At 51.1% G+C, this 24,038-nt stretch carries 19 protein-coding genes; 11 read left to right on the forward strand and 8 right to left on the reverse strand.

From position 1 onward, the window contains the following. Positions 1-205: 205 nt before the first annotated feature. Positions 206-793 carry a hypothetical protein gene (locus tag AC04MQ_RS06615; protein ID WP_041577954.1) on the reverse strand — a complete coding sequence of 196 codons (588 nt, stop codon included), beginning with the start codon at positions 791-793 and terminating at the stop codon, positions 206-208. A 256-nt stretch (positions 794-1,049) separates the two neighbouring features. Here AC04MQ_RS06615 and AC04MQ_RS06620 point away from each other — a divergent pair, with 256 nt between their 5' ends. The 4 genes from AC04MQ_RS06620 to AC04MQ_RS06635 are packed head-to-tail and all read left to right on the forward strand — an operon-like array spanning position 1,050 to position 4,245. Continuing rightward, positions 1,050-1,565, forward strand: coding sequence for a hypothetical protein (locus AC04MQ_RS06620; protein WP_015092189.1), 516 nt, complete (start codon positions 1,050-1,052; stop codon positions 1,563-1,565). Positions 1,566-1,567: 2 nt separating this feature from the next. Beyond that, positions 1,568-2,323, forward strand: coding sequence for a hypothetical protein (locus AC04MQ_RS06625; RefSeq protein ID WP_015092188.1), 756 nt, complete (start codon positions 1,568-1,570; stop codon positions 2,321-2,323). An 18-nt stretch (positions 2,324-2,341) separates the two neighbouring features. Further along, positions 2,342-3,037: an ABC transporter ATP-binding protein gene (locus AC04MQ_RS06630; RefSeq protein WP_475391601.1), complete on the forward strand. Its 696-nt coding sequence runs from the start codon at positions 2,342-2,344 to the stop codon at positions 3,035-3,037. After that, entirely contained in the window at positions 3,037-4,245 is a 1,209-nt protein-coding gene (locus AC04MQ_RS06635; protein ID WP_015092186.1) for an ABC transporter permease, read from the forward strand. The genes AC04MQ_RS06630 and AC04MQ_RS06635 overlap by 1 nt, the downstream gene beginning before the upstream one ends. 32 nt (positions 4,246-4,277) lie before the next feature. On the opposite strand, the gene AC04MQ_RS06640 is transcribed toward AC04MQ_RS06635, so the two are convergent. Continuing rightward, positions 4,278-6,119: an NHL repeat-containing protein gene (locus AC04MQ_RS06640; protein WP_475391603.1), complete on the reverse strand. Its 1,842-nt coding sequence runs from the start codon at positions 6,117-6,119 to the stop codon at positions 4,278-4,280. Positions 6,120-6,476: 357 nt separating this feature from the next. Between AC04MQ_RS06640 and AC04MQ_RS06645 the strand changes: the two genes are divergently transcribed. The 6 genes from AC04MQ_RS06645 to AC04MQ_RS06670 are packed head-to-tail and all read left to right on the forward strand — an operon-like array spanning position 6,477 to position 13,506. After that, complete coding sequence (locus AC04MQ_RS06645; protein WP_041577952.1) at positions 6,477-7,475, forward strand: diacylglycerol/lipid kinase family protein; 999 nt, start codon at positions 6,477-6,479, stop codon at positions 7,473-7,475. A gap of 18 nt (positions 7,476-7,493) precedes the next feature. After that, complete coding sequence (locus AC04MQ_RS06650) at positions 7,494-8,513, forward strand: SDR family oxidoreductase (RefSeq protein ID WP_015092183.1); 1,020 nt, start codon at positions 7,494-7,496, stop codon at positions 8,511-8,513. After that, positions 8,488-10,617 (forward strand): dehydrogenase, encoded by a 2,130-nt coding sequence (locus AC04MQ_RS06655; RefSeq protein ID WP_475391606.1) that lies wholly within the window; start codon positions 8,488-8,490, stop codon positions 10,615-10,617. The genes AC04MQ_RS06650 and AC04MQ_RS06655 overlap by 26 nt, the downstream gene beginning before the upstream one ends. A gap of 9 nt (positions 10,618-10,626) precedes the next feature. Then, positions 10,627-11,322, forward strand: a complete 696-nt coding sequence (locus AC04MQ_RS06660; RefSeq protein ID WP_015092181.1) for an outer membrane lipoprotein-sorting protein — start codon at positions 10,627-10,629, stop codon at positions 11,320-11,322. Beyond that, positions 11,323-12,390, forward strand: a complete 1,068-nt coding sequence (locus AC04MQ_RS06665) for a hypothetical protein (RefSeq protein ID WP_475391608.1) — start codon at positions 11,323-11,325, stop codon at positions 12,388-12,390. 12 nt (positions 12,391-12,402) lie between these two features. After that, a complete protein-coding gene (locus AC04MQ_RS06670) occupies positions 12,403-13,506 on the forward strand; it encodes a BtaA family protein (protein ID WP_475391610.1) in 1,104 nt (367 codons plus the stop codon). A 136-nt stretch (positions 13,507-13,642) separates the two neighbouring features. Here AC04MQ_RS06670 and AC04MQ_RS06675 read toward each other — a convergent pair whose 3' ends face one another. Then, positions 13,643-13,975, reverse strand: coding sequence for a hypothetical protein (locus AC04MQ_RS06675; RefSeq protein ID WP_015092178.1), 333 nt, complete (start codon positions 13,973-13,975; stop codon positions 13,643-13,645). 219 nt (positions 13,976-14,194) lie between these two features. On the opposite strand from AC04MQ_RS06675, the gene AC04MQ_RS06680 reads away from it, so the two are divergent. After that, entirely contained in the window at positions 14,195-15,406 is a 1,212-nt protein-coding gene (locus AC04MQ_RS06680; RefSeq protein WP_475391613.1) for a hypothetical protein, read from the forward strand. Between the two features lie 126 nt (positions 15,407-15,532). Here the strand turns inward: AC04MQ_RS06680 and AC04MQ_RS06685 are convergent, their stop codons facing one another. The 5 genes from AC04MQ_RS06685 to AC04MQ_RS06705 are packed head-to-tail and all read right to left on the reverse strand — an operon-like array spanning position 15,533 to position 24,008. Continuing rightward, entirely contained in the window at positions 15,533-18,217 is a 2,685-nt protein-coding gene (locus tag AC04MQ_RS06685; protein ID WP_015092176.1) for a phosphoenolpyruvate synthase, read from the reverse strand. Positions 18,218-18,219: 2 nt separating this feature from the next. Further along, a complete protein-coding gene (locus AC04MQ_RS06690; protein WP_041577951.1) occupies positions 18,220-19,083 on the reverse strand; it encodes a UbiA family prenyltransferase in 864 nt (287 codons plus the stop codon). Further along, complete coding sequence (locus tag AC04MQ_RS06695) at positions 19,076-21,493, reverse strand: alpha/beta fold hydrolase (protein WP_475391615.1); 2,418 nt, start codon at positions 21,491-21,493, stop codon at positions 19,076-19,078. Before AC04MQ_RS06695 ends, AC04MQ_RS06690 begins: the two co-directional genes overlap by 8 nt. Next, positions 21,490-22,230: a formyltransferase family protein gene (locus AC04MQ_RS06700; RefSeq protein ID WP_475391617.1), complete on the reverse strand. Its 741-nt coding sequence runs from the start codon at positions 22,228-22,230 to the stop codon at positions 21,490-21,492. The genes AC04MQ_RS06695 and AC04MQ_RS06700 overlap by 4 nt, the downstream gene beginning before the upstream one ends. After that, the gene (locus tag AC04MQ_RS06705) at positions 22,227-24,008 is read right to left on the reverse strand and encodes an AMP-dependent synthetase/ligase (RefSeq protein ID WP_015092172.1); all 1,782 of its coding nucleotides are present in this window, start codon (positions 24,006-24,008) and stop codon (positions 22,227-22,229) included. Before AC04MQ_RS06705 ends, AC04MQ_RS06700 begins: the two co-directional genes overlap by 4 nt. Between the last annotated feature and the right edge of the window lie 30 nt (positions 24,009-24,038).

Here is a 24,038-nt window from a genome sequence, read left to right on the forward strand (position 1 = left end):
CCTCCGGCCCAGGATGGTCGCGAAGCGAAAGGCCGGCAGAGGGCAGGAGCCCGTGCCCCAGTTAAGGGACCCTCCCCCTCCCAAGGCCGCCGCCCCCGAAGCAAGGCCAGGCAGAAATAGAAAGCCCCCTTTGGTGGTTATTCCAAAGGGGGCGTTTGATGCGGCATATTAGTCCGTCAAAACGGTCGAGAAGTGCCGCGCCTCTCTAGTTTTTAACACAAACTCCAAGATTCGAACCGGACAGAACTTGGCGGCATGTCGCCCCGACACCGCAAGTGTTCCCTTGGCTCAAAACACAGCTCTGAGTGAGGGTCTGAGAGCAGCTGGAGAAGCTGTTAGAATTCGTTGGAATGTTTGAATACTGCGGATGATTGATCGTCATCTGCGGAGCTGACGGAATGGACATGTAGCCGAAGCCCCAGCCGTATCCGTAAGACCAGAAGAAATAATCATTCCAGTAAGGCATGATCAGCTGTTGCTGAACGCAGCCCAAACCAAATGTGCCGTTGTAAGTTGGCAGGTAACCACTCGGGCAACCACAGAACCCTTGCTGGGCAAAGATGTTCGAATAGTTGTAAGCATAGTTGTACATGCCTGGATAAGGCATCCAACCCTGATAGTTGGCGTAGGCACCGTTGTTACAGTAAGCCGTTCCGTTGATACACGGAAGCTGCAGTGGTGTGGTCGCGATCTGACCAGGGTTGGTTACGGTGTTGTTGCCACCGCCGTCATTTCCCGGCTGACAGGCTGCCAGCGCAAATACAGTCAGAACCATTGTTATGAGCTTTTTCATAAAGCACTCCCAAAGTTAAAAAATCTTTCAACAATGCCTAGGGATCCAAGTTCTGTGCCTTGTGAGAATCTATTCAGCCCCTATATATTCGACCTCAGCCCCCCTTTTTACAAAAATGGGGCCCAAAAGCGTCACCCTGCGCCGCGAAAGGTTCCTGGTTTGAGACGGGGCGGGACAGGGTAAAAAAGGGGATTTGGGGTTGGCAGAAGGGGTGTTCCCCTTTAGGCTTAAGGGATGTGTTCGAAAGGAGTCGATCATGATGAAGTACATTGGATGTGTATTGGCCGCTCTATTGGCTTTGCCTGCTCAAGGCGCAATCTCCAAACAACAAAGCAAACCTGCTGCCTCCAAAATTCTTTCTGGTGAAGGTGTCAGTTTCGGTGGTCTTGCCGGAACCGGCTTCACCTTGATGGACGTTCGCCGTACTGCGGATGCGGGTAAAAAAGTCGAGCGTATCGTGATTGATGTCGGTGATATCAACGGCGGCATGCTGCGCGGCTGGCCCGGTTACTACTATGCAGAGCTGAAGAAAAATCCTCAGCGTCTGGTGGTGGACTTTGCTCAGATGCCGAATGCCAATATCGATCAAAAGCGTCTGACAGACCGACTGAAAGGTTCGATGGCGGTGGTGAAGACCAACATGAGTCTGGATCCTGTCGACAGCTCTTTGAATCTGACTCTGGATCTGAAAAAGAACACCAAGGTTCGCGTCTATCAGGTTGCTGGCAAAAAAAGCACCAGCAAGGTCGTTATTGACCTGATCACGGAGTAGTCGTGATCGTGCGGGGACTTCTTTTTGCGGCACTGCTGATTTCTGCAACTTCGGCGCAGGCCCGCGTTTTTAATATCAACAATGAAACCTTCGCCGCTTACTTTGATGTGTCGGCGGGGCCTTCCGCGATTGGCACCGGGGCCTTCGATGGTGAAGCCACGGGGTTGAGTTACAGTGGTGGTTCCGGATACAACTACAGTGGCGAGTTCGGCTTCCTGTACACGCGCCAGTATATGAGCTTGCGTTTCGGTCTTGAGATCATCAGACCCAGCGCTATTGAAGGCTCTTCGGCGACCAACGCTTCTGAAACCGAGCTGTACACCGCCGACAGCCAGATTCTGGGTTATGCTCCAAAGCTGGGTGTTGAATTCAATTTGCAAAGCAATGCACGATCGCGGTCCTTTGTGGCTTTGGGTGTGGGTGCTGCCAGCGTGACCATGAAGAACAGCTACACTCTGACAACAGACGGGCAAACAGCCTTCCCCGGTGTTTCCAATCATGATGTTGAAGCCAAAGGTTCTGGCACTTTGCTGAATGCTTCGTTGGGATATGAAGGTCTTTTGACCGACACCACCACCATTGTTGTGGAAATGGGATACCGTCAGCTGAATATCGAGAATCTGGAATACACCAAATCTGTCACCACTTTCAAAGGTCCGGTGAACAGCGGTGACAAAGTCACCACGGCCGCAGGCGAGCAGCGTGACTTGAATCTGTCCGGCGCCTTTATCGCCATCGGCTTCCGCTTCTATCTTTAACTTCAAGGAGTCAGCAACATGAGTGCTCTGTATCGTCTTAAGGGCCTGGAATATTCATACCTTTGGAACGGCAAACAAGTGCCGGTGCTGAAAGGTATTGATCTGGAACTGGAAAAAGGCTGTTTCACCTGCATCGTGGGTCCGAGTGGAACCGGTAAAACCACGTTGCTGAATCTTTTGGGTTTGATTGATACTCCAAGCAATGGGCATTTGGAATTTGCCGGTGAAGATGTCACTCATCTGCCAGAGTCTGAAAAAGAAAACGTGCGTCTGCATAAGGTTGGCTTCATCTTCCAGTCATTCTATCTGATTCCCACTTTGACCGTACTTGAAAACACGTCCTACTTCCTGCCTTCTTTGGGTTACAACCACGCCAACGCCCAGAAAGTGGCGATGGAGACTTTGGACTTATTGGGTCTTGCCGATCACGCCAAGAAAAAGCCGCTGGAGCTTTCCGGTGGTCAACGCCAGCGTGTGGCCATTGCCCGCGCGATTGCAAAAAAGCCTGCGGTGGTTCTGGCCGATGAGCCGACGGCGAATCTGGATTCGGTGACGGCGGAAAAAACCATCAACGCATTCAAAGAACTGCAGAAGTCTGAAAACACCAGCTTCATTTTCTCGACTCACGATTCGCATCTGGTGAGTTTTGCCAAATCCGTGTATCGCATGAAAGACGGCATGATCGACAACACGAAAAGCCAGGGGGATAAATAATGTTGGAACTGTTGAAAATCTCCTGGCGCAATCTGTTCAGAAATCCTCGTCGCACCTGGGCCAGCTTGTGTACGGTGGCTTTGGGGGCTGCAGGTTTGTTGATCTATCAGGGCTTTAACACGGGTGTGATGAACCAGTACCGTGAAAACGTTATTCACGGTTACTACGGTTACGGCCAGGTATTCCCGCAGAACTATTTCGGCAAAGTTCACGAAACCCCGTGGAAACTGTGGTTTGAAAATGCGGATGAAATCGAAAAACAGATTCGCAGTTCTGCGTCCGTGACCGAAGTCTTCCCGCGCGTGTCTTTTTATTCCTTTATCGTCAAAGGTGGCATCACCCTTGGCGGTAAAGGCGAGGGCGTGATTCCCGAGCGAGAAAACAAGTTCTTTACCGAGATGAACTTTATCGAAGGCCACGATCTGCAGGGTCAGGATCAGATCATTCTTGGAAAAGGTCTGGCAGAAAGTATCGACGCCAAAACTGGCGATGTGGTGACGTTGTTGACTCAGACCGTGAACGGTCAGCTGAACGGGGCGGATCTGACGGTGGCAGGGATCTTCTTCACTGGTAAGAAAGTCATCGATGATTCCTTCTATCGTGTGGATCTGAAGCAGGCTCAAGCGTTGCTTGATACCACTCGCGTCGAGATGTTTTCGCTGGCAACGAAAGGCGTGGAAGCGTGGAAGGCTGTTGATGCAGATTTGCGCAAAGCCAATCCGTCCCTGGAAGCGGTGCCATTCGAGATTCTGGACAAGAACTATTATCAGAACTCTGTGGACTTCCTGAATGCACAGTTTTCGTTCATCCGTTCGATCATTCTGGTGATTGTGGCGATGGGGATCTTTAATGTGATTTCCACTGGCTTGCTGGAAAGAGCGGGCGAGATGGGGGCATTGCGGGCGAACGGGGAAAAACGCAGCCGTCTGTTTAAGATCCTGATGATTGAAAACAGTTTGCTGGGTGTGCTGGGTGGATTCCTGGGGATTTGCATTGCGATCCTGGTGGATGCAACCCTGCTTCGTCAGGGGATTCCGATGCCTCCGGCTCCGGGGATCACACGACAGTTCTTTGTGTTCCTGGATATTCAGCCCAGCCACTATCTGCAGGCGTTACTGCTGCCGATGATCGCCACGGTGGTGGCAAGTTTGTGGCCGGTCCGAAAGCTTTTGAAGAAATCCATCCCGGAACTTTTGCGTTCCACATAAAACGAAAAAAGCGGCTTTTTAGGCCGCTTTTTTTATTCTGCCTGCACAACGCCGGCGGAATTGAACTTCTGCACCCGGCTGTTACCAGCTTCCGAGACATAGAAGTTTCGGCCCGCATCCAGAATGATGTCGACGGGCATCGTGAAATCACCTGCCGCCGCACCAGCCTGACCATAGGTGGTCATGTGTGCCCCGGCCGCAGAGAAGCGGACTACTTTGTTACCACCAGCATCCGCTACCAGGATGCTGCCGTCGGTGTCTTCGGCGATTCCGAAAATGGTGGCGAGGTTACCCGCCGCACCCGGCAAGATGGTCCATGCAACGGTGTTGTCAGCATTGATTTTGACCAGTGCACGGAAAGGTGCACCTGGTCCGGTGTTGGCGGCATCGGAAACGACGACGCCGCCGTCGGCTGTCGCTGCCACACTGATCGGAGAAATAATGTTGCCAGCACCCAGGGTGCCCAGTTCAACACCGGAAGTGTTCAGCTTTCTGATTAATCCGTTGGCGGCATCAGTTTGATAGATCACGTCGATATCAAGGTCTTTGTCATGAACGATATCCAGGAAATACGCCGTGCCAGTCGGGGTGATTTCGCCGGCGGAAGTTCCATCTGGATTGTACTTCATGATCTTGCCAGTAAGCAGGTTCGCACCGTAAATGATGCCTTGGCTGTCCATGTCGATATCGTACATCATGGCGCCCGCGGCAAAGGACAGGTCATTGAACCCGGTGGTATCAAATCGTTTGATGCCGCCCATGTCGCTGACATAAGTGTTGCCCTGTGAATCGCGGGCCACACCCAGTGCATTCGATAAAGTCGGATCATATTTACGGGCCAAAACTCCCGTGAATTTGTTGTACACTCGGGTTGTGTTGCTGTTCATGACATAGACTTCATTCCCAGCTTCAGCAAAGACGACGGGGCTGCTTGTGAACTGAGTGGCCCCCGCACTGCCATCGGTGATATAAAGCAAGGCTCCGGTTGGATCAAATGCAAAAAGGTAGCCGTTACTGTCGCTTTGACTGATCAGGAAGTTTCCATCGGATAGCAATGCCAGATTCCCAACATTGCTGTATGCAACCGTCGCTGGTGGGACCGGCAGGATTTGCGTCGGCCAGGTGATTTTGCTGTCGAAGCTTCCGTTGGGCAGGAACTTTTGCAGTCGATCTGACCAGCTATCAACAACGTAAACGTGCCCCGTGGCATCAAGGGTGAATTTGGCGTTACCCCAGAATTCGCCATCAGCACTGCCGGAAGTGCCGGCTCCGTAATCCGCCATTTGTGCGCCCGTTGTTTTGTTGTATTTGCGGATCTGATAGAAATAGGTCATAGCCAGATACACGTTGTCACTGGAATCAAAGGTAATGTCCTGGGCAGACGGGAATGTGCCGCCTTCTTGGGTAAATTCCTTAAAGATACCTTGAGGAACGCCATCAAGATTGTACTTTTGAATGTATTCGCGAACCGGGTTGCCTCCACCGTCTCTTTCGATAAGACCAATATAAATCAAGCCCGTTGAATCCACACCCAGTGATACGATTTCACCATCCGGCCATTTTGCGGCCGCAGGCAGGTTGATGCTTTTTAGAATTTTCCCGTCAGCGGTGGCCACATAGATTTGATGTTCAAACAAGGAAGCAGAGACAAATTTGTTTCCAGGGGCTGCGCTTAAAAATGACTTGTGCTGCAGATTAAACGCTGGTTGTCCCAGTGGGAATTTTCCTTTGATCACGGTCACATTTGGAGTTTGATCATCATCGCCTGTGGATGGAGAAATGATCTCGCCAAAGCGATCCAGGCTCATAGTACAAGCCGATGTTGTTAGGACAAAGGCCATCAGTGTGAACGTGGTTGAAAATTTCTTGAACATATACAGTACCTTTTACGTGCCTTTTACGAGGTTTTTACGTCTAGTTTCATAATACTTTTCGGAATCTGTTAAGAAGTGCTCAAGATAAATTGAGGGATCTTAGGAGCCACAGTTTTTATTTTGTGCTCCGCGAGTTTATGAGCGTACACCGTTCGTCGTGGCTCGGATTACAGAGAGGAAATGTCGCCAAACAGATGCGAGTGGACTGTTGTCTCAAAGTGATCACTTTTTGGTCAGCGGTGCCAAATTGACGTTTTAGGGCGGCTTTCAAGGGCTCAAATGCAATCTAGAAGTTCCCAAAGCGAGACATGTTCGGTATGAGGTTTGCTATAAGGTACCTTCGGAGAACAAAAAATTATGAGAGTGTCCGTCCTTGTTAATTCCAAAGCAGGCTCTGTGAATGCAGAGTTGATCGAGGCGAAGGTGCGTGAAGCACTTTTCCGTTGCGATCTGCGTTTCTGTCGTCCTTCGACGATGACAGAGATGTTTGACTTTGTTCAGGAAGAACAAGCGAAGAAAACGGACTACTTTATTATCTGCGGTGGTGACGGCACTATCAACGTGGCGATCCAAGCCATCATGAAATACCAGAACGGCGGGAAGCTGCCTCCGATTGCCATTGTTCGATCCGGAACAGCCAATGACCTTGCCCACGAAATCGGAGTTTCCACCCGCATTGACACTGCTGTTCGCAACATCTTTGAAGGTGTTGTGAAAAACATCGACGTGATTGAAGTCAGCTCCGGCGAACAAGTTGCTTACATGCTGACCAACGGAGGCCTGGGCCTTCCGGCGAAAGCGGCAGAGCTTGCCAATAAATTCCGTTCTCATCTGCAGACTTTGGCGAACTGCCCGAAGTCAGCAAAAGCCTATCGTTTCCTTGCACAGAAAAGTTATCATGCGGTCAAGAAAATGGGGCCGAGTGTTTATTCCATGATGACCGCCGAAGCGATTCGCACCTGGAATCCGGAAGGCTGGGGTCTGGAAATTGAAATTCCCGGCAAGGTGAATGTCGAAACGTCGTCTCCGATTGTTTTGATCAACAATCAGCAAAAGATCGGATCCAGTTTTGTACCGGCTCCGTTTACTTCCAATACCGACGGTACGGTCAACCTGCTTCTTTCTGAAACCAACAGTATTCCTGGTCACACTTTGGCGGCTTACCATCTTCGTCGCGGTTCCGTCGAAAAATCGCCGGTCTTTAAGTCATTTGAGCTGAAAGAGTTCAGACTAAAGAGCCAGAATCCCGAGCGCGCTTTGACTTTCTTTGGGGATGGCGAGATCCTTCTCAGAGATGTTCAGGAAATCACAGTTCGTTGCCTGCATCACGGACTGCCAGTCATGGTCCGACAATAGTTCTATTCGGAGGTCATCGTGACCAAACCACGCATTCTCGTTACCGGAGGCACAGGCTTCCTGGGTAAACGGGTCATTCCTTTGCTTCGCGAAAAATTCGAAGTGGACGTGCTGTCCCGTTCAGGCAAGACCGAAGTCCAGGGAGACCTTTGTCAGTGGAATGCAGGCCTGGATCTGGATGCTTTACGCAAAAAGAAATACGCGCTGTTTCTGCACATGGCGGGATTGTATGAACTGACCGCACCCAAAGTGGATTGCTATCAGCACAATATCTCGGCCATGGGCACTGCTTTAAAAGTGGCCGAAGCTCTTGAAATTCCTTTCTTCGTAAACACCAGCACCGTGGCGGCGGGAATTAATTCCCCGTTGACGGTGGTAAAGCCCAACGATTTGAACTTCCAAAAGACTTTCCCGGATGCTTATTCTGAATCCAAAGCCCATGGCGAACAGGTTCTGCAGAACTGGCCGACGGTGCACACCACCGGCCGCATCAATCTGCGCCTGGGTGTTTTGGTCGGGGACACGAAAACCGGCAGCATCGAGCGGATCGACGGGCCTTATCATGCGGCCGAAGCCTTCAATAAAATCCGGGCGGTGGTCGAATCCATTCCGACGTCTTTGCCTCTTCCGGGTAGTGATAAAACCCGTTTGCCGCTGGTTCCGGTCGACAAGTGTGCTGAAGCCATTGTGAAGTTCTGCGAGTGGGCGGTGCAGACCAAACCGCAGGGCTATCACAGTTTCCATGTGACCCCGAATCAGGGGTTGCCGGTTCGTGATCTTTATCTTTCGGCCTTGAAGTCCCAGGCTATTCCTCATAAAGGCGTGATCCTGATCGATAAGATTTCCGAGGCCCTGGTGCTGAAGCTTTCAAGCTTCATCGCGCGCTTCCCGGAAGAAGAACTGCATTATCTTATGAATTTCCCGATTTATGACACCACCAGCACCCGGGAAGTCCTGGGCGAAACATGGTGTCCTGAATTCTTCCAATACGAACAAAAATTCTGGAGCGGATATGAAGCGTACGTATCGAATCGCTGAGATCAGTTTCGGACGCCCGCACTGGGATGCCGCCTACGAATTTGACTTTGCCGGGGATCACTATGAAGTCCAGCGCTTCAGTGCCAATTTCTCGGTCGATGCGGTTGTCAGACTGATCGAAACTTTGCGTAATCAGGTGGATGCGTTTGCATTGACCAGTTTGCCGCCGGTGATCAAGCTGGATCAGAAAAGTTACGTGCATCGCCAGTACTTGGAAATCATGGCGACTCCTTCGCCGGTGCCGTTGTGTGACGGGACGGGGTTGCGTGAAATTGCCAATATCAACTCTTTGGTAAAACATATTGAATCCGGCATCATCCAGCCGGAACGGGGCACGTTCTTCCCAACAGCTGTTCTTTGCACCGAGCTTGAAGAATACATCCGTCACCGTTACCGCAAGTCGGTGTATATCGGCGATGCGTATTCGCTTTTGGGTCTGCCGTGGATGATTCAGCCCTTCCCGGGTTTGATGACTCTTTCAAAGCTGGCTTTGAATGTGGCTAACATCAAGGACATGAAACGTAATACTCCATTGGCGCAAACCAAGATGCAGAAGATCAGCCGGTCTTCTTTGGCAGCTCAGGTTGAAAACGTGCAGTACGTGTTCTGTGATCTGCCGATGCTGCTGTTGTTTGATCAGGCGACGGATTTTGTGCGCGGCAAGGATCTGGTGATCTGGTCTTCACACCCGGCGATGGAAGAAGAAGCCAAAAAGTATTCTCCGCGCAGTATCATCAATCTGTTCCCAGAAAACTACCGGGTGCATCCGTATATGAACTATTCCGTTCTGGATGCGATGCTGCGCTTATCGCATAAACGCACGGCTGCTTTGTCCATCGAAGAATGGGAACAGCTGATCACCGAGGACGTCGAGATCCGGCAGGTGGCGCGTAAATACGTGATGACCCGAAATTCATCTACGCAGACAAAGATCTCTCAAGGGTTCAATGCGGTTCGCAACAAAGTGTTCAGCCAGCCGGAGCCGGATTTTGCCTTTGTGATTCATGCGCTTTCTCACAATGACTTTATGCATGTACCGGGCTTGGGTGTGCTGAAGCATATGCCAAAAACCTGGAATGATCCATTTGACCGGATGGCCGCGAAAGCGCCGCCGTTCGTGTACGGTCATATCAAGCACATCATCAGTGAAAATAATGGCAAGGAAATCAACGGCATCATCTATGCCTTGCCAGCGACTCCGAAGGTGCTGAAGAATTCTGACCCTGAAGTGATTTATCGCAAAATTGAAAGCATCTGTTACGATGCCGCCAATCGTGGGGCGAAAATGATCGGCCTTGGCGCTTACACGAAAATCGTGGGCGATCAGGGGATTACAATCAATCAAAACAGCCCGATTCCGGTCACTACCGGGAACAGTCTCAGTGCCTCGGCCACCTTGTGGGCCCTGGCCGATGTGGTGCAGAAGATGCGCCTGTTGAAGCAGGATCCGAACACGGGCTATGTCGATGGTATGGCCATGGTTATCGGGGCGACGGGATCAATCGGTAAAGTTTCAGCGAAGCTGTTATCAATGATCTTTAAACGTCTGTGCCTGGTGGCTCCACGACTGAACCGCTTGGAAGAACTGCGCCAGGAAATCCAGCAGATGTCACCAAACTGTGAAGTCATCATAACCACCGATGCCAATGACCTGGCGGCGGATGCGGATGTGCTGGTGACGGCGACTTCGGCATTTGATCACAAGATTGTCGACGTCATGCGCTTGAAGCCTGGCGCGGTGGTGTGTGACTGTTCTCGTCCTCTGGATTTTGATATCGAGGATGCCAAACAGCGTCCGGATGTTTTGATTATTGAATCTGGTGAAGTGGTCTTGCCGGGGCCGGTGGAAATGAATTTTGATATGGGTCTTCCGGGGAACACGGTGTATGCGTGTCTGGCGGAAACAGCCCTGCTGACTTTGGAAGGTCAGTATGAGCCCTTCACCATGGGCCGCGATATCGAGTGGCACAAAGTAAAACAGATCTATCAGATGGCGAAACGCCACGGGGTTAAACTTGCAGCGATTCAGGGTCACACCGGAATCATCACTGACAAGGAAATCGAACTGACCCGTGAACTGGCTTTGTCTAAAAGAAAAAAATAAGGAGATGTCATGAAGACACTTTTGGCGATCAGCAGCTTGTTATTCTCTTTGCATGCCCTGGCGGAAAACCCGGCCGAATGGGTGAAAAAAGCGGACAATATCCGCAACCCTGCTGAATCCTATGAAATGAAAATCAAGGTCGAGACGTCTGAAAACACCTCGGTTTTTCAGGTTTATTTGAAAGGTCAGGACAAAACCCTGATCGTCACCAAAGAACCTGCCCGCGACAAGGGTCGCAACATGCTGATGCTGGATCGTGATTTTAATGCCTATGTTCCAAACCTGAAGCGTTCCATGCGTCTGTCATTGGCGCAAAAGCTTTCAGGTCAAGTGGCGAACGGGGATATTTCCCGCACTCGCTGGTACGGCGACTATGATGTGACTAAAGAAAGTGAAAACGCCAACGAGGTTCAGCTGCTATTGAAAGGCAACAAAGACAACCTGACTTATGCGTGGGTTCGTCTGTGGCTTAAAAAAGGCTCGTTTGCTCCGTTGCGTGCGGAATATCTGGGTCTGAACGGCAAGACGGTTCTAAAGCGCGCAGCGTTCGAAGACTATAAAAGCATCTCGGGCGCAGTTCGCCCAACGACTTTGAAAATCGAAGACACTAATAAGCAAATCAGCTACATCCGCATTCTTTCCATGGATAAGAAGGACTTCAGTGATTCCTTCTTTACGGTCCGCAATATGGAGAGCATGAAATAAGTGAGACTTCTGGTTCTTCTGACACTTCTGATGATGACTCCTTGGGCGAGGGCAGACTTGGTGTTTGCGCCTCGCTACGAGTATATCCGTGGTCAGGAGGACGAACTTGCGAACCGTCTTATTTTGAAAGGCAAACTGAACAGCAACTTGGGGCCATTCGGAATCTTCATTGAAGGCTTTGGCGACTTTGAAGGCAATGAAGATCAGGCCTATATCCGCCGGTCTCCTTCAAAAGGTTATTTGCAGGAAGCCTATCTGGAATTCAAACTGGATTCATTCTATGTGCGTGTGGGTCGTCAGGCCATCCGCTGGAGCGAAATGTGGTCCCTGCCTTCTTTGGACGTATGGTCCGGCCGCCGCTGGGCAAGATTGTTCTTTGATCCGTTCCAGGATCAGCTGACTCATCCGACCGGGGCGTCTTTTTCTTATGCCCGAGAAACGTGGTCTTTGGAACTGGTGGGGATCGGCGACGTTGCCGAATCCACATATCCGGTTCCCGCGCCCGAACCAGTTGAAGAAAAGAACACCAGCTTTGGTGGGCGTCTGAAAATGGACGTCAAAGGTTTTGGTCTGTCGCTGGTGTCGGCGCAGATTTTGAACCGTAATCACTATGGTTTTACCGCCAACTATGCTTTTGAAACGGCGGTTCCCAAATTTGAGTACGGCTATGTGGATGACACCACTTTACCGGATACGATCAAAAGTGACCGCAGCTTTGGGACCGTGGGTATGGATTTGTTCCTGGGGAACTGGGTGGTGCTGCCTCAGGTGACGGCTTATGAGGTCAACACGCTGATGGGGACGCAAACTCAAGTGTCTTATTACGTCAGTGCTCAGTGGAATCCGAACCGTCATGACGTGTTCTTCCAGCTTTATCAGAATGACACCACCAAGGATCTTTTTATGAACGCCAGTTATGGTTATAACTGGACGGACTATTTTACCTCCACCATCTTTGCCCAGAGCTATCAGGGGAAAGACGGCGGGCTTTACGATATGTATGAAGAAATCACCGGCGGTTATGTCGTCGGTTTGCGTTTGGAATTTACCGGCAGTTTGCCTTTTTAACGGGAGTCAGCAATGGCAAAAGAATACTTCTCTGATTTAAACTACACCCTGTCCAATGAAGACACGCGCATTGAATTTGATTTACTGCCCGAGGGTGCAAACCGTGTGTTCAGCATTGCGGGCTCCGGCGCTCGCTGCCTGCCACTGATTGCCAAGAATCCTAAATATCTGGATGTCATCGACATGTCGGTCAGTCAGCTTTATCTGTGCGAGCTGCGTCTGCAGGCGATGAAGACTTTGACCTATGAAGAATACTTGTTCCTGATGGGCTATCGCGGCGCTTTGCAAGGCGGCCATGATGAAGGCGACAGCCGTGAAGATCTTTTCAAGCGTCTGACTTTGTCAGCCGCAGCCACCAGTTACTGGCAGGAACGCGTGGAAGGTTGGAAGCCGCGCGGATTTATCCTGCTGGGCCGCTGGGAATCCCATTTCCAGAAACTGGGTTATTTATTCCGTGATGTCTTGCAGTGTGATTTCAGCAAGGTCTTTGCCGCACAAACTTTGTCCGAGCAGATCGAGCTTTATGAAAAGCACTGGCCGAAAATCCGCTGGAACAGCTTTATTCGTGTGGCGGCCAGCGAGTTTGTGTTCAACAAGTACCTGTACAAAGGCCACTTCAGTGGTCGCGCCGATCACAAAACCGAGCAGCGGGCTCCGTGGCAGTTTATCATGGAAGAATTTGACCGGATCTTCCGCACGCAACTGGTGCGTAAGAACTATTTCATGCAGATCCTTTTCCTGGGCCGCATTGCTTATGAAGAAGGCCTTCCTTTGGAAGCGCACGAACACGTTGTCGCGGCGGTGAAAAAGTCCAAAACCGAGGTGCGCTACCTGCACGGCAATCTGCTGGAAGAACTGCCAAAGCATGCATATGACTTTATCTCTTTATCAGACACGATTTCTTATCTTGAACAGCGTGATGCCAATCAGATTCTGCAAAGGCTGAATACGGACAGCAAAGCCGGAACTCAGATGGTGATCCGATCCTTCATGCGTGCGCCAACGGCGATTGATCTGAAAGGGTGGGAAGAGCTGGGCGACAAGAATGTCTGGGCTCAGCATAAAGACGGAACCGGAGTCTACCAATTCCATATCTTCAGAAAGGTCGGCGGTTGAAAACGGCCGCTCTGACTGCGTTGTCGGCAAGCCTTCTCGCTCCGACGTGCTTAGAGCACGCCTGCGCTGCGAGGGCTTACCTCCGCCTTGCATAGCAACCGTTTTGAACCGCCTTGGTTCCCGGTTGCATTTTGGCTTATTTTTCGGTGCAGCTGACGTCGGCTGTTTGTCCGTAAAGGGCCATTTGGCCGTTGCCGGAGGCGTCCAACAGCAGTTCCACTTTATTTGGGTTGGATTCGCTGACTTGGCCTTTCACGGCCACGATGTGTTCGTGGGTGTGTTTGATCACCAGGAAGCGTTCTTTGCGTTCGCTTAGATAGTTCACGGTGATGGTTTCTTCGCCGCCGTCACGATCCAGAGTTAAAAAGTCCATGATATGGGACTGAGTCGTGCACTCCAAACCATAAGCAGAAGCATTTACCGCGGAAAGACTCAAAGCCACCAGAACGATCGATTTCAGAATTTTCATATAATCTCCATTTTTAAATCACACGGGGACAGGTGCGAGAGGCGTGCCCATTTCACAGGGAAAATGCGGGTACTTGGACTGACATCGCTGTCTAAGTTTTTGACAAGGTGACGTTTTACTGAACTCTTTTCACGTGCCTTTGTGAATTATCACAGAATGTTTAGATCACCTCGTGTTTGTGGTAGAACGTGGCCTTCAGTTTTAACTTGTGAGGTCTAAATGAAATTCAAGCTTCTTGTCGGGGCTCTGGCTTTTGTGGCGGGTTCCTGGGCGCAAAAAAGTGCGGCTTATCTGATTGCTTCTGAACCAGCAAAGCTTCGTGCGGGTGTTCCAACAGACGTATTTGTGGCAGGCTTTGGCAATGATCAGGGCACACAGTTTCTGCAGTCCGCGATCATCGGTGCGAAAGTGTCCCGTGACCGCTTCCCGCAAAGACAGCGCGTTATTATCAGCGCGGTGAATGAATCCCTTTCTGCTGAAAGCGCGATGCTGGCCAAGGCAGGTTTCGGATTTCGTAAAGCTGACGAAGATGATCTGGGGAAAGAACGTCTGGTTCTGGCGCTTCAGTATTTGAATGCCCCGATTTCTTCATTGCAGTTCTATGGACACGCAAATACTTACAACGGATTCCGTCTTCAGGATAAACGGGACCGCTTGGATCACGAAGATCCAGAGTTCGCACAACTTGGCAGCGTATTGGCTCCGAATGCCTTTGTGGTATTCCATTCCTGCAACTCGGGTTGGCTTTTGGCTCCGGCGGCTGCAAAAATGTGGCGTCGTCCGGTGTTTGGTTCTTTCGCGTCGTCTGATTTCCAGGAGATGATGACGGACGGCAACTGGTACTATCACGATGTTGGCTACTATCCTGAAAACCTGACTCGTATCGGGACCACGTCCCGCATCACCCAACAGACTTTGGAATGCACCACTAAAAAGTGCCTGCGTTTGAAACCAGTGAATTCTCCTTATGTTGATTCCTTCGGTACATTCAGCCGTGGTTTGGGTTTCTATAAAGTGTTCTCTCCGGTGGATGCTTTGATTCCTCAGGCGACGATTCACTTCACATTGCTGACGCCTACTGTGAAACCTCTGACTTTGCAGTCTTCCCGTGCAGATCTTATTGACGCGGTTAAAGACTGGATGTGTCCTTCTGACAAATCCGGCGTTCGCCGCAGAGCTTGTTCTGAGGCCATCGACACTCAGGCCTTTATGAGCAATCCGACTTTGAGCTTCTTCAACGGAACACCTGTGGCCTGCAACAACACCAGTTGCTCCACCACGGTGAAATGTAAAGTTCTGAAGAAACTTGTTGGCGCGGTTCCCTGCTCGACGGTGGATCTGGATTCCCGCAAATCCACAGTGTTCTCTGATCAGCTGAAAATGATCTTTAAGGGGCTTGAGCAGTTTGAATTGGGCACACTAAATCTTTAATCGGCTGATGAAAAAGGCCCACCTGACTGCGTTGTCGGCGGGCCTTCTCACTCCGACGTGCATGGAGCACGCCTGCGCTGCGAGGTCCCACCTCCGCCTTGCATCTGAACCTTTTTGATCAACCTTTTACTCGGATAGAATTTTGATGGTTCCGGCTTTGGCGTCGATGCGCACGCGCATTCCGGTTTTCAGTTTCTTGGTCAGTCCCGGAATACTGACGATCGCCGGGATTCCCATTTCTCGGGCGACGATGGCGGAATGCGAAAGCAGACTGCCACGTTCCACCAACAGACCTGAAATCGCCGGATACAGCGGCACCCATCCTGGATCGGTGCGCGCGGTGACCAGAATCTCGCCGTTCAGATCCAGGTTGTCGCTTGGATTGATGATGACTTTCACCACGCCTTCAAGCACACCCGGGCAGCACGGCAGACCTTTCAGATCCCAGTCGCCGGATTCACTGCTGACCTGAGACAGGTCTTCTTCTTTGATAAATGTGTTGTTCCAGTAAACTGCACCACGGGTCATAACACGCGGGTCGGTTTCTTCGGTGAAGCGGGCATAGTCCTTCTTGCGAAGCTCAACGAAGGCCTTCAGATCAAATGACGGCAGCGTGCCGTTGTAAATACCAAAGACCTCTTCGATGGTCAGCCAGAAGATATCGCGCGGATTCTCCAAAGCGCCCAGCGATGCCAGGTCTTCACCAATAGTCTGGAAGATCGTGCGTGCAATCCCGTAAATGCGGGTGCGCGCAAAGCGCGTGTTCTCGCGGTTTTTCACCGCTTTGCGCGCGTGCTTCAGAACCCAGAAATAGACTTTCTGCTTAATGCCTGTCAGATGCCCCGCCACTTTGGCTTCGGCCTGCTGGCGCAGATTCTTTTCGTGGGTGTCGTCATGGGCTTCCACCTGACCGGCTTTCAGATAGTTCTTCAGACACACAAACAGATAGCTTGGGTCGGTCAGAAGATCGATCTCTTCCAGTTTCATTTCGCTCATGCAGCGGAAACCGAAGCGGTCCAGATAGTCCAGCACCAGCTTGTAGAACTCGGTGTAAGGGGACTGGTTCAGGGCCTCAAGACCCTCTTTCGGATCGGTTTCTTCAATCAGCTTGCGCAGACCTTCATTTTGGTTGGCTTTGGCTGCCAGTCGCAGCAGAGCCTTGGTGGGCTCGGCACTTTCCAGACCGCCTTCACCAGCCAGAAGGTCATTCTGGATAGTGGAATCAAGCTCCTTCAGCCACGTGGTCGTCAGCTTGCGCAAAAGACCAAAGTGCACCATGCACAGGAAGTCATTGATGATCGGCGCTTTCCAGCGACCCAGCATGTTTCTTTCCACATCCATGTACACGCGGATCAACTGATCCCCACGCATGCGTTTCAGCGGCATGGCGCGGAAGCGGTCATAGTCCTTGTGGAAGGTCGTCAGGAAGTCATCAACGACTGTCTGAATAGTGAAGTGGTATTTGATAAAGTTAAAGCCCGTGATCGCCTTGCGCAGGCGGCCCACCGGAGTGTCCCAGGAAGGATGGGGCTTGATACGATTGGCGATTTCATCGCTGAGTGCCTCAGAAACACCCATCATCGTTTCCATGAACTCGCGGTTTTGTTTAAAGCCCGGCAAGACGCCGACCAGCTTGTACCAGTTAAACAGGTTATAATACACGCGGCCGTCCAGGGAACCCAGCATATAGCTTAAGTACGAGTCCATGTCCTTGATGATGTCGTTGGGAACCCCCAGGACTTCACAGAACTGCACATAGACGGCCTTGTAGTTTCTTAGAGCAAAGCTAAAACTCAATGGCGACGTCAATCCACCATAGGACTCGATGATGTTCGAGTTGTCCCACAGATTCGGATAACCAATCAGATCCTGATCAAGGCTTGTGACCGGACGGGTTTGCAGAATATAGATTTTGCCACCTTCCACGGCCCATTCGATATCCTGAGGGCGGTGGTATTGTTCCTGAATTTTCTGCCCCAGGCGGTACAGGCCATTCATTTCCTCAGAGCTTAAAGAGGCGGTGTTCACTTTATCCGCGCTGACCGGTTTCATTTCGCAATGACCGGAAGCGGACTTTTTCATCATCTCTTTTTTCTCGACCAGTTCTTCGCGCAGCATTTTTCCGCTTTTGGCATCAAGCCAGAATGAATCTGCATCCAAAGCCCCGGAAACAAGTCCTTCGCCCACGCCATACACCGAGGAAACAACGAAGGTGTCGGTTTTTTTCGCCACCGGGTCACAGGTGAACAAAACACCGGACTTATCCGGGTCAATCATGCGCTGAAGAACCACCGACACCGAGATTTTTTTAAGATCAATTTTGTTTTCCAGACGGTACACCAGACCGCGTTCAGAAAACGCCGAAGCCCAGCACTGACGAATGTATTTCAGAATGTCGGATTTGCCAGAAACATACAGATAGCTTGAAAGCTGTCCGGCAAAAGAATGCGACAGACTGTCTTCGTCCGCGGCGGAAGAACGCACGGAAAAGACCTTGTCGGACCCCAGGGACTGCAGGGCTTCTTCCAAAGAGGATTCCACCGTCGCCGGCAGGGGAGTCGATTCAAACAGATTTAAAACTTCTTTTTCCGCCAGAGCGGGGGTTAGCTCCTGACGAAGCAGGCGGTCCAAAATACCTTCCAGACGGGCTTTCACGTCAGCGGACTGCAGGAACTCATGGAAGTAGCGTTTGCCGAAAACCACCCATTCAGGAACCGGTAAACCGGCCTGGGACATCAGATAAAGATTAAAGCCTTTACCACCGGCTTCGTTCTTTGCAAAAAACAGGGTCGATTTGGGGGTGACAAGCATGGTTAAACTCCCAAGATACATATAAGGATGATGTAGTGAACAAGCAGATAAACGCCGCTGATATTTCTAAAGAAGGCTGCCGTCTTGCGTGATTTACGCAAAAGATAGGCAAGGCTCACGGCCACATACACCGTCAAAGCAATCGGTGGCCACAGGTTCGGATGCAGGAAATAAATCAAAGCCACACCCAAAACCGCCTGACTGATTGAAAGGGCCCAGGCTCCGGTGCATCCAAAAATATTGGAATAGCTGGGAACATGGTCGCGCTCTTCTTCCGGGGCGAAGGTCTTTCGGGCAAATTCAAACAGATTGAAAAAGAACCAGTTCATCAAAAAGAACAAACCGTGTTCGGTCTTCAGCTCGGTCAGTTCCATGCCGGTCATGGCAATACCCGCAGACAATCCCAGCAAAGCACTCACAAAAGTGTGAGACACCGCATACGTCGTCAGATGCGGGCGCAGCAGATCCCCGATGAAAAACTCTTCGTACATCATCAGGCTGTAGCCAATGGCAATGGCGTGAACCAGGAACGGCGAAAGCCCCAAAGAACCAGCGATCACCAGTTCCAGCACGATCAGAACCAACAGCGCTTTTTTGACCTGCGCCACGGACAAAACCCCGCGCGCCAGCGGGCGGGTGGGGTTGACCTTCAGGTCGACTTCATAGTCCTTGATTTCATCAAACAGGCGCATGCGGAAAAAGAACGATAGCAGCAGTACAAAGACCACGGCGAAGCGGGACCAGTTCCAGTCCTGCTCAAGCGTTTTAGTCAGGTACAACCCATTGGCCCATGAGAACAGGAATATCATGGGCACATAAGAGGCCGGACTGAATCTTTCTTTGACCAGTATCCACCACTTAGCCAATGACAACTCCCGGTTCTTTCAACTGGTCACGCAGCACTTTGTATTCCACTTTGGAATGGTGGCGCGGATCCATGGGAACCTTGTTGACGAATTTGATCTCATCCACCGGAATTTTATTTTTCTCAAAGACACGCTGGATTTCTTTTTTCGCAGCGGCAAAATCAAAAATAGCCGCGTCGATGCCTTCTTTCAGTTCGACTACAGCATAGGTGGCCTGACCGAGCTTCGCATCATCCATACCCAGGAAGGCACAGCGATACGTAAAGTCCATACGCTTTAACAGAACTTCGGCCCGAACCGGGAAATAGTACCTGCCGGCGCGTTCGATGGCGTTGTTCACCCGGCCCACGATCCATAGGTTCTTGTCGGGATCGATGTAAGCCAGATCGCCTGTGCGGTGCCATACGCGGTTTTTTTCATCCATGATCTTCGTTGTTTTGAAGGCCTCGGGATTATTGTAATAGTCGCGGCAGACGTGGTCCCCGGTACAGATGAATTCACCCACTTCACCATTGGCAACCTCGATCTGGGACCATGGGGCGTCCTTCAGTTCGATGGGACCATCTTTGATACGGATGAAGCGATAGTCGATGTCTTCACTGATATGACCGACGTTCACGCCTTCCTCGATGATTTCAGGATCGGTGATATTGCTTTCTTTCAGCATGTCGCGGCCTTCAATATGGGCCATCGGCTCTGCTTCCGTCGATCCATACAAAATCCACAGGTCAGTTTGCGGCGCGATTTCATAGAATGCTTTGACGTCATCCTTGGAAATCGGCGCCCCACCGGTCACCACTCGGCGCAGTCCGGTCAGCTGAATGTTGTTCTCTTTACAGAACTTGGCTACACCCACCAGCATACTTGGTGACAGGGTCGTGCAGTTGATATTTTCATGCATAATTTGACACGCCAGCAAAGCCGAATCATGAGCGGCCGGAGCCGCCAGATTCAATGCTGGCAAGATGGTGGTTACGCCGGAGGCCAGGTTGTTCAGACTGAAAATCGGGAAGGCCGGCATGTCCTTGTCTTTCTCGGTGTACGGAATCACGTGAGAAAGTGCATGGTGCTGGGCCGACAGGAATCGGTGAGTGCGGTTGGCACCCTTGGGTTTTCCTGTGGATCCCGTTGTGAAAGTGATCAAGGCGGTGAATTCACTTTCCACCGGCTCAATTGGGGAAGGTTCTGCTTTCAGCAGCTCTTCAAATTTGTGCGTGAACTTGTCGCCGGGGCCGTAAAGAACACGGATCGGCATGGACTTGAATTCGGGGACTTGTTCCACCAGATCAAACGCCATTTTGAAGCTGATCATGGCTTTCGGGCCCACGCATTCTGCGGAAGCGCCCAGATGGTGACTGCGCGCCCAGGAATCCAGGAACACGGCAATGGCACCAATACGCTGAACCGCAAACATGGCGGTGTACATGTCCAGACTCATCGGCAGGAAGATGATGACCCGGTCGCCTTTTTTAATGCCGATGTCCATCAGACCTCGCGCAAACGAGTTGATGCGGGCGGCGAAGTGGCGATAGGTGATTTCATCGTGTTTGATGGGGGTTTTGGGATCCCCATTCCACTGGGCCAAAGCTTGCGGATTGGCCCAGCGCAAAGCCACTCGTTCCGGGAATTCACGCAAGTGTTTTTCCATGTAGGTAATGACGTTGTTTCTTCCGTCTTCACCTGGATAATAACCGATCTTGCTGTCCGGGGTTGAAGCACTGCTGCTGGCTTCGGTCGTCAGAATTTTCAAAATGTCCTGAACGTGAGACCATAGCAGACCATGTCCCGCATTGTCGACATGGACAATCTTGTGGGACGGGTATTTAGAGACGATTTCATTCTGTGCCTGATCCTGGCTGATCTTGTCCTGGCGGCCATAGATCACCGTCACGGGGACCTTGCAGACGTCACCGGCAGACCACGGATGGGCTTCCATTTTCATTTTGTTGGAAACGGTTTTTTGCCACAGCTTCCAGTCCTGCAGGCGTTCTTGAACCTTGGCAAGATAGGGAAGGGCGTCGGCTTTCAGGGGATGAATCAGATCTGCAAAGAAGCCGTCTTTGGATTTTGTATGACTGGATTGAATCAGCTTGTCACCCAGGATCGGTAACTGCAAAAGTCCTTTGGCCACCGCCGACAAGGGACGTTCGGGTTTGATGTAAGGGGTGACCAGCACCACCTGTTCAACATAGTCCTGATACTTTGGCAGGGATTTCAAAATACGATAGCCGCCCCAGGAATGACCCAGCAGAATTTTTTTGGATTTATCCTGAGTCAGCAGGCGGATCCATTCCTCGCTGTCAGCTTCAACTGCCAGCAGTCGGTAGGCGTTGGGATCCAGACTCTTTTGCAAAAGGCTCCAGTCCTCGGGATGGCCGGGGTTTCCGTGCAGAGCAATGATGGTTTTCATATTCTGACTCCTTTTGAACGAAGCCGGTAAAAATCACGCAAGCGTGGATTGCTTCTGTAAACCGTTCTTTCAGTTTTCTGGTTCTCAAGACCCTGAATCTTACCTTGGGAGGCGAACTCCTGAAGGATCTGCGAGGCTGCTTTTGCTTCGAATGACGCTCCAAGATCCAGGGACTTTAGATAATCCTTTTTATCGGAGGGAACTTCCACGACCTTTAGCAAGGCGCCGTCATCCAGTTTCGAGGTCATTTCATGAATGGAAAATCCTGCCGGGGTGTCTAAAAGATGGGCCCAAAAGTCACACATCAAACCACGCTGATCCGGCAGCAGGCCGTGATGGATGTTCAAACATCCCATTTTGGGAACGGCCAGCAGTTTCTTTTTAAAGAATGAACGGGTGCGTGCATTCAGAATCAGATCCGGTTGCAGGCGTTCCAGCAGGGCCAGGGATGTGTCGGAATTGATGTCCTTGACGACGTAGACCTTTTTCCCGGCGGCTTCATAGGCCTGCTGCTTTCGTTTCAGCGAGTTGTCGAAAAAGTTTTTTAGCAGCTGCCAGCCCATGCGGGGGGCGGCAAGAGTCAGTATCAGCAGGAATGCTTTAACCAGAATATCCCAACTGCGGTTGTCGATAATGACAAGAGCCTCGATATGAGGCTCTTGCGCCAACGGCAGCGTCAGCTTGTCATAGTTGTGCGGAACAAATGTCACCGCGGAGGTGACCAGCAGTGTTCTCATAGATAGAGCTCTTCGATTTTTTCCTTATAGCGCTGATCCAGCACTTTTCTTTTCACTTTCAGGGACGGAGTTAATTCGCCGCCTTCCACCGTGAATTCGTTGGGCAGAATGATGTATTTTTTAATGCTTTCAAAGCTTGCCAGCTGGGTGTTGGTTTCAGCCACGGCCTTGCGGATAAGTTCCGCCACGAACGGGGACTGCACCAAAGAATTCCAGTCGGAATAATTGATTTGTTTTTCCTTGGCCAGATTTTCAACTGTCGGGCGATCCAGCGTGACCAGGGCCACAATGTATTTTTTCTGATCGCCATGGACCAGAACATTGGCGATATATGGCGACAGACTTAGCAGTCCTTCCAGACGCTGTGGAGCCACGTATTTACCACCCGCAGTTTTAATCAGGTCCTTTTTGCGGTCGGTGATTTTCAAGTCACCACCTGGCAGGATTTCGCCAATGTCGCCGGTGTGGAACCAGCCATCGGTGAAAGCCTCTTTGGTGGCTTCAGGATTTTTGTAGTATTCCTTCATCACCTTGTCGCTTTTAACCATGATCTCGCCGTCTTCCGCGATTTTCAGCTTCACTTCGCCAATCGGGCGGCCCACACTGCCAAATTTGTAATTGAATGGAGTGTTCACCGTGATAGCGGCCGTTGTTTCAGTCAGGCCATAGCCTTCCAGAATCAGCACACCAGCGGCGTGGAAGAACAACGCAATTTCACGAGGGATCGGTGCGCCACCACTGATGGCAAAGCGCAAACGGCCTCCGAATGCCGTGGGGATTTTGTCCAGAACAAGTTTTTTCGCCAGTTCGTATTTCACCAGCAGATCCAGGGGCAGAACCTGACCACTCATTTTGTAGTCGCCCACTTTGGTGCCGACTTCCAGAGCCCAGTTGAAGATTTTCATTTTCAGCGGCTGGGTTTGAATCTGTGCGGTGACTGCAGCATAAATTTTTTCAAAGATGCGGGGAACCGACATCAGGAAGGTCGGGCGAACCTCTGTCAGATTGCCGCGCATTTTTTCCAGGCTTTCCGCGAATGCCAGGGTGAAGCCGATGTAGGCATGACCCCAGTGTTCGATGCGTCCCAAAATATGTGCATAAGGCAGGAAGGACAGGGATGTGTCCGCTTCGGTGGCGCCACACAGCGGGAAAGCTTCGCTGACTTCGCTGATCGCCTGAAGGTGGGTCATCACCACGCCTTTTGGGCGACCGGTGGTTCCGGAAGTGTACAAAATAGTGGCGATATCTTCCTGGGTCAAAGAAGCGCAGAGTTCCTGGAACTGACTTGGGTGTTTTGCCAGATAGTCTTTACCCATCTGCAAAAGTTTCGGCCACGTGATCGCCTCCGGGTTCGGGCAGGTTTCGTCAAAGACGATGACCTTTTCCACTTTCGGGCATTTTGCCTTCACGGACTCGAACGTTTTTAAAGGTCCGCGGCTTTCGCAGATCAGAATGCGGGATTCAGAGTTGTTCAGAATGTATTCCACATCATCAGCGGTGTTGTTCTGATAGATTGGAACAGTGATGGCCTTAATGCCAAAGATGCCCAGATCGGTCGTAGACCATTCCAGGCGGGTGTTCGCCATGATGGCCACGCGGTCACCGGGTTTGATTCCCAAAGACAGCAGGGCACAGCCGACAGCTTCGATGTCCGAATAGTATTCGTTCCAGCTTTTTTCTTTCCAGGAGTCATTGACTTTGTATTTAACAGCCACGTGATGAGGACTGCGGCTGCGCATGCTTAGAATGGAATGACCCAAAGTGGTGGGCTTCGTCATGATGAAAACTCCTGGTTGCCGTAACTTTGC

This window comes from Bdellovibrio sp. MYbb2, assembly GCF_056175685.1.

Coding starts and splice junctions, on each gene's coding strand:
- AC04MQ_RS06675 (WP_015092178.1), bottom strand. CDS start 13,975: ATGAAAATTCTGAAATCGATCGTTCTGGTGGCTTTGAGTCTTTCCGCG.
- AC04MQ_RS06640 (WP_475391603.1), bottom strand. CDS start 6,119: ATGTTCAAGAAATTTTCAACCACGTTCACACTGATGGCCTTTGTCCTA.
- AC04MQ_RS06695 (WP_475391615.1), bottom strand. CDS start 21,493: ATGAAAACCATCATTGCTCTGCACGGAAACCCCGGCCATCCCGAGGAC.
- AC04MQ_RS06630 (WP_475391601.1), top strand. CDS start 2,342: ATGAGTGCTCTGTATCGTCTTAAGGGCCTGGAATATTCATACCTTTGG.
- AC04MQ_RS06685 (WP_015092176.1), bottom strand. CDS start 18,217: ATGCTTGTCACCCCCAAATCGACCCTGTTTTTTGCAAAGAACGAAGCC.
- AC04MQ_RS06660 (WP_015092181.1), top strand. CDS start 10,627: ATGAAGACACTTTTGGCGATCAGCAGCTTGTTATTCTCTTTGCATGCC.
- AC04MQ_RS06635 (WP_015092186.1), top strand. CDS start 3,037: ATGTTGGAACTGTTGAAAATCTCCTGGCGCAATCTGTTCAGAAATCCT.
- AC04MQ_RS06705 (WP_015092172.1), bottom strand. CDS start 24,008: ATGACGAAGCCCACCACTTTGGGTCATTCCATTCTAAGCATGCGCAGC.
- AC04MQ_RS06645 (WP_041577952.1), top strand. CDS start 6,477: ATGAGAGTGTCCGTCCTTGTTAATTCCAAAGCAGGCTCTGTGAATGCA.
- AC04MQ_RS06700 (WP_475391617.1), bottom strand. CDS start 22,230: ATGAGAACACTGCTGGTCACCTCCGCGGTGACATTTGTTCCGCACAAC.
- AC04MQ_RS06620 (WP_015092189.1), top strand. CDS start 1,050: ATGATGAAGTACATTGGATGTGTATTGGCCGCTCTATTGGCTTTGCCT.
- AC04MQ_RS06615 (WP_041577954.1), bottom strand. CDS start 793: ATGAAAAAGCTCATAACAATGGTTCTGACTGTATTTGCGCTGGCAGCC.
- AC04MQ_RS06670 (WP_475391610.1), top strand. CDS start 12,403: ATGGCAAAAGAATACTTCTCTGATTTAAACTACACCCTGTCCAATGAA.
- AC04MQ_RS06680 (WP_475391613.1), top strand. CDS start 14,195: ATGAAATTCAAGCTTCTTGTCGGGGCTCTGGCTTTTGTGGCGGGTTCC.
- AC04MQ_RS06655 (WP_475391606.1), top strand. CDS start 8,488: ATGAAGCGTACGTATCGAATCGCTGAGATCAGTTTCGGACGCCCGCAC.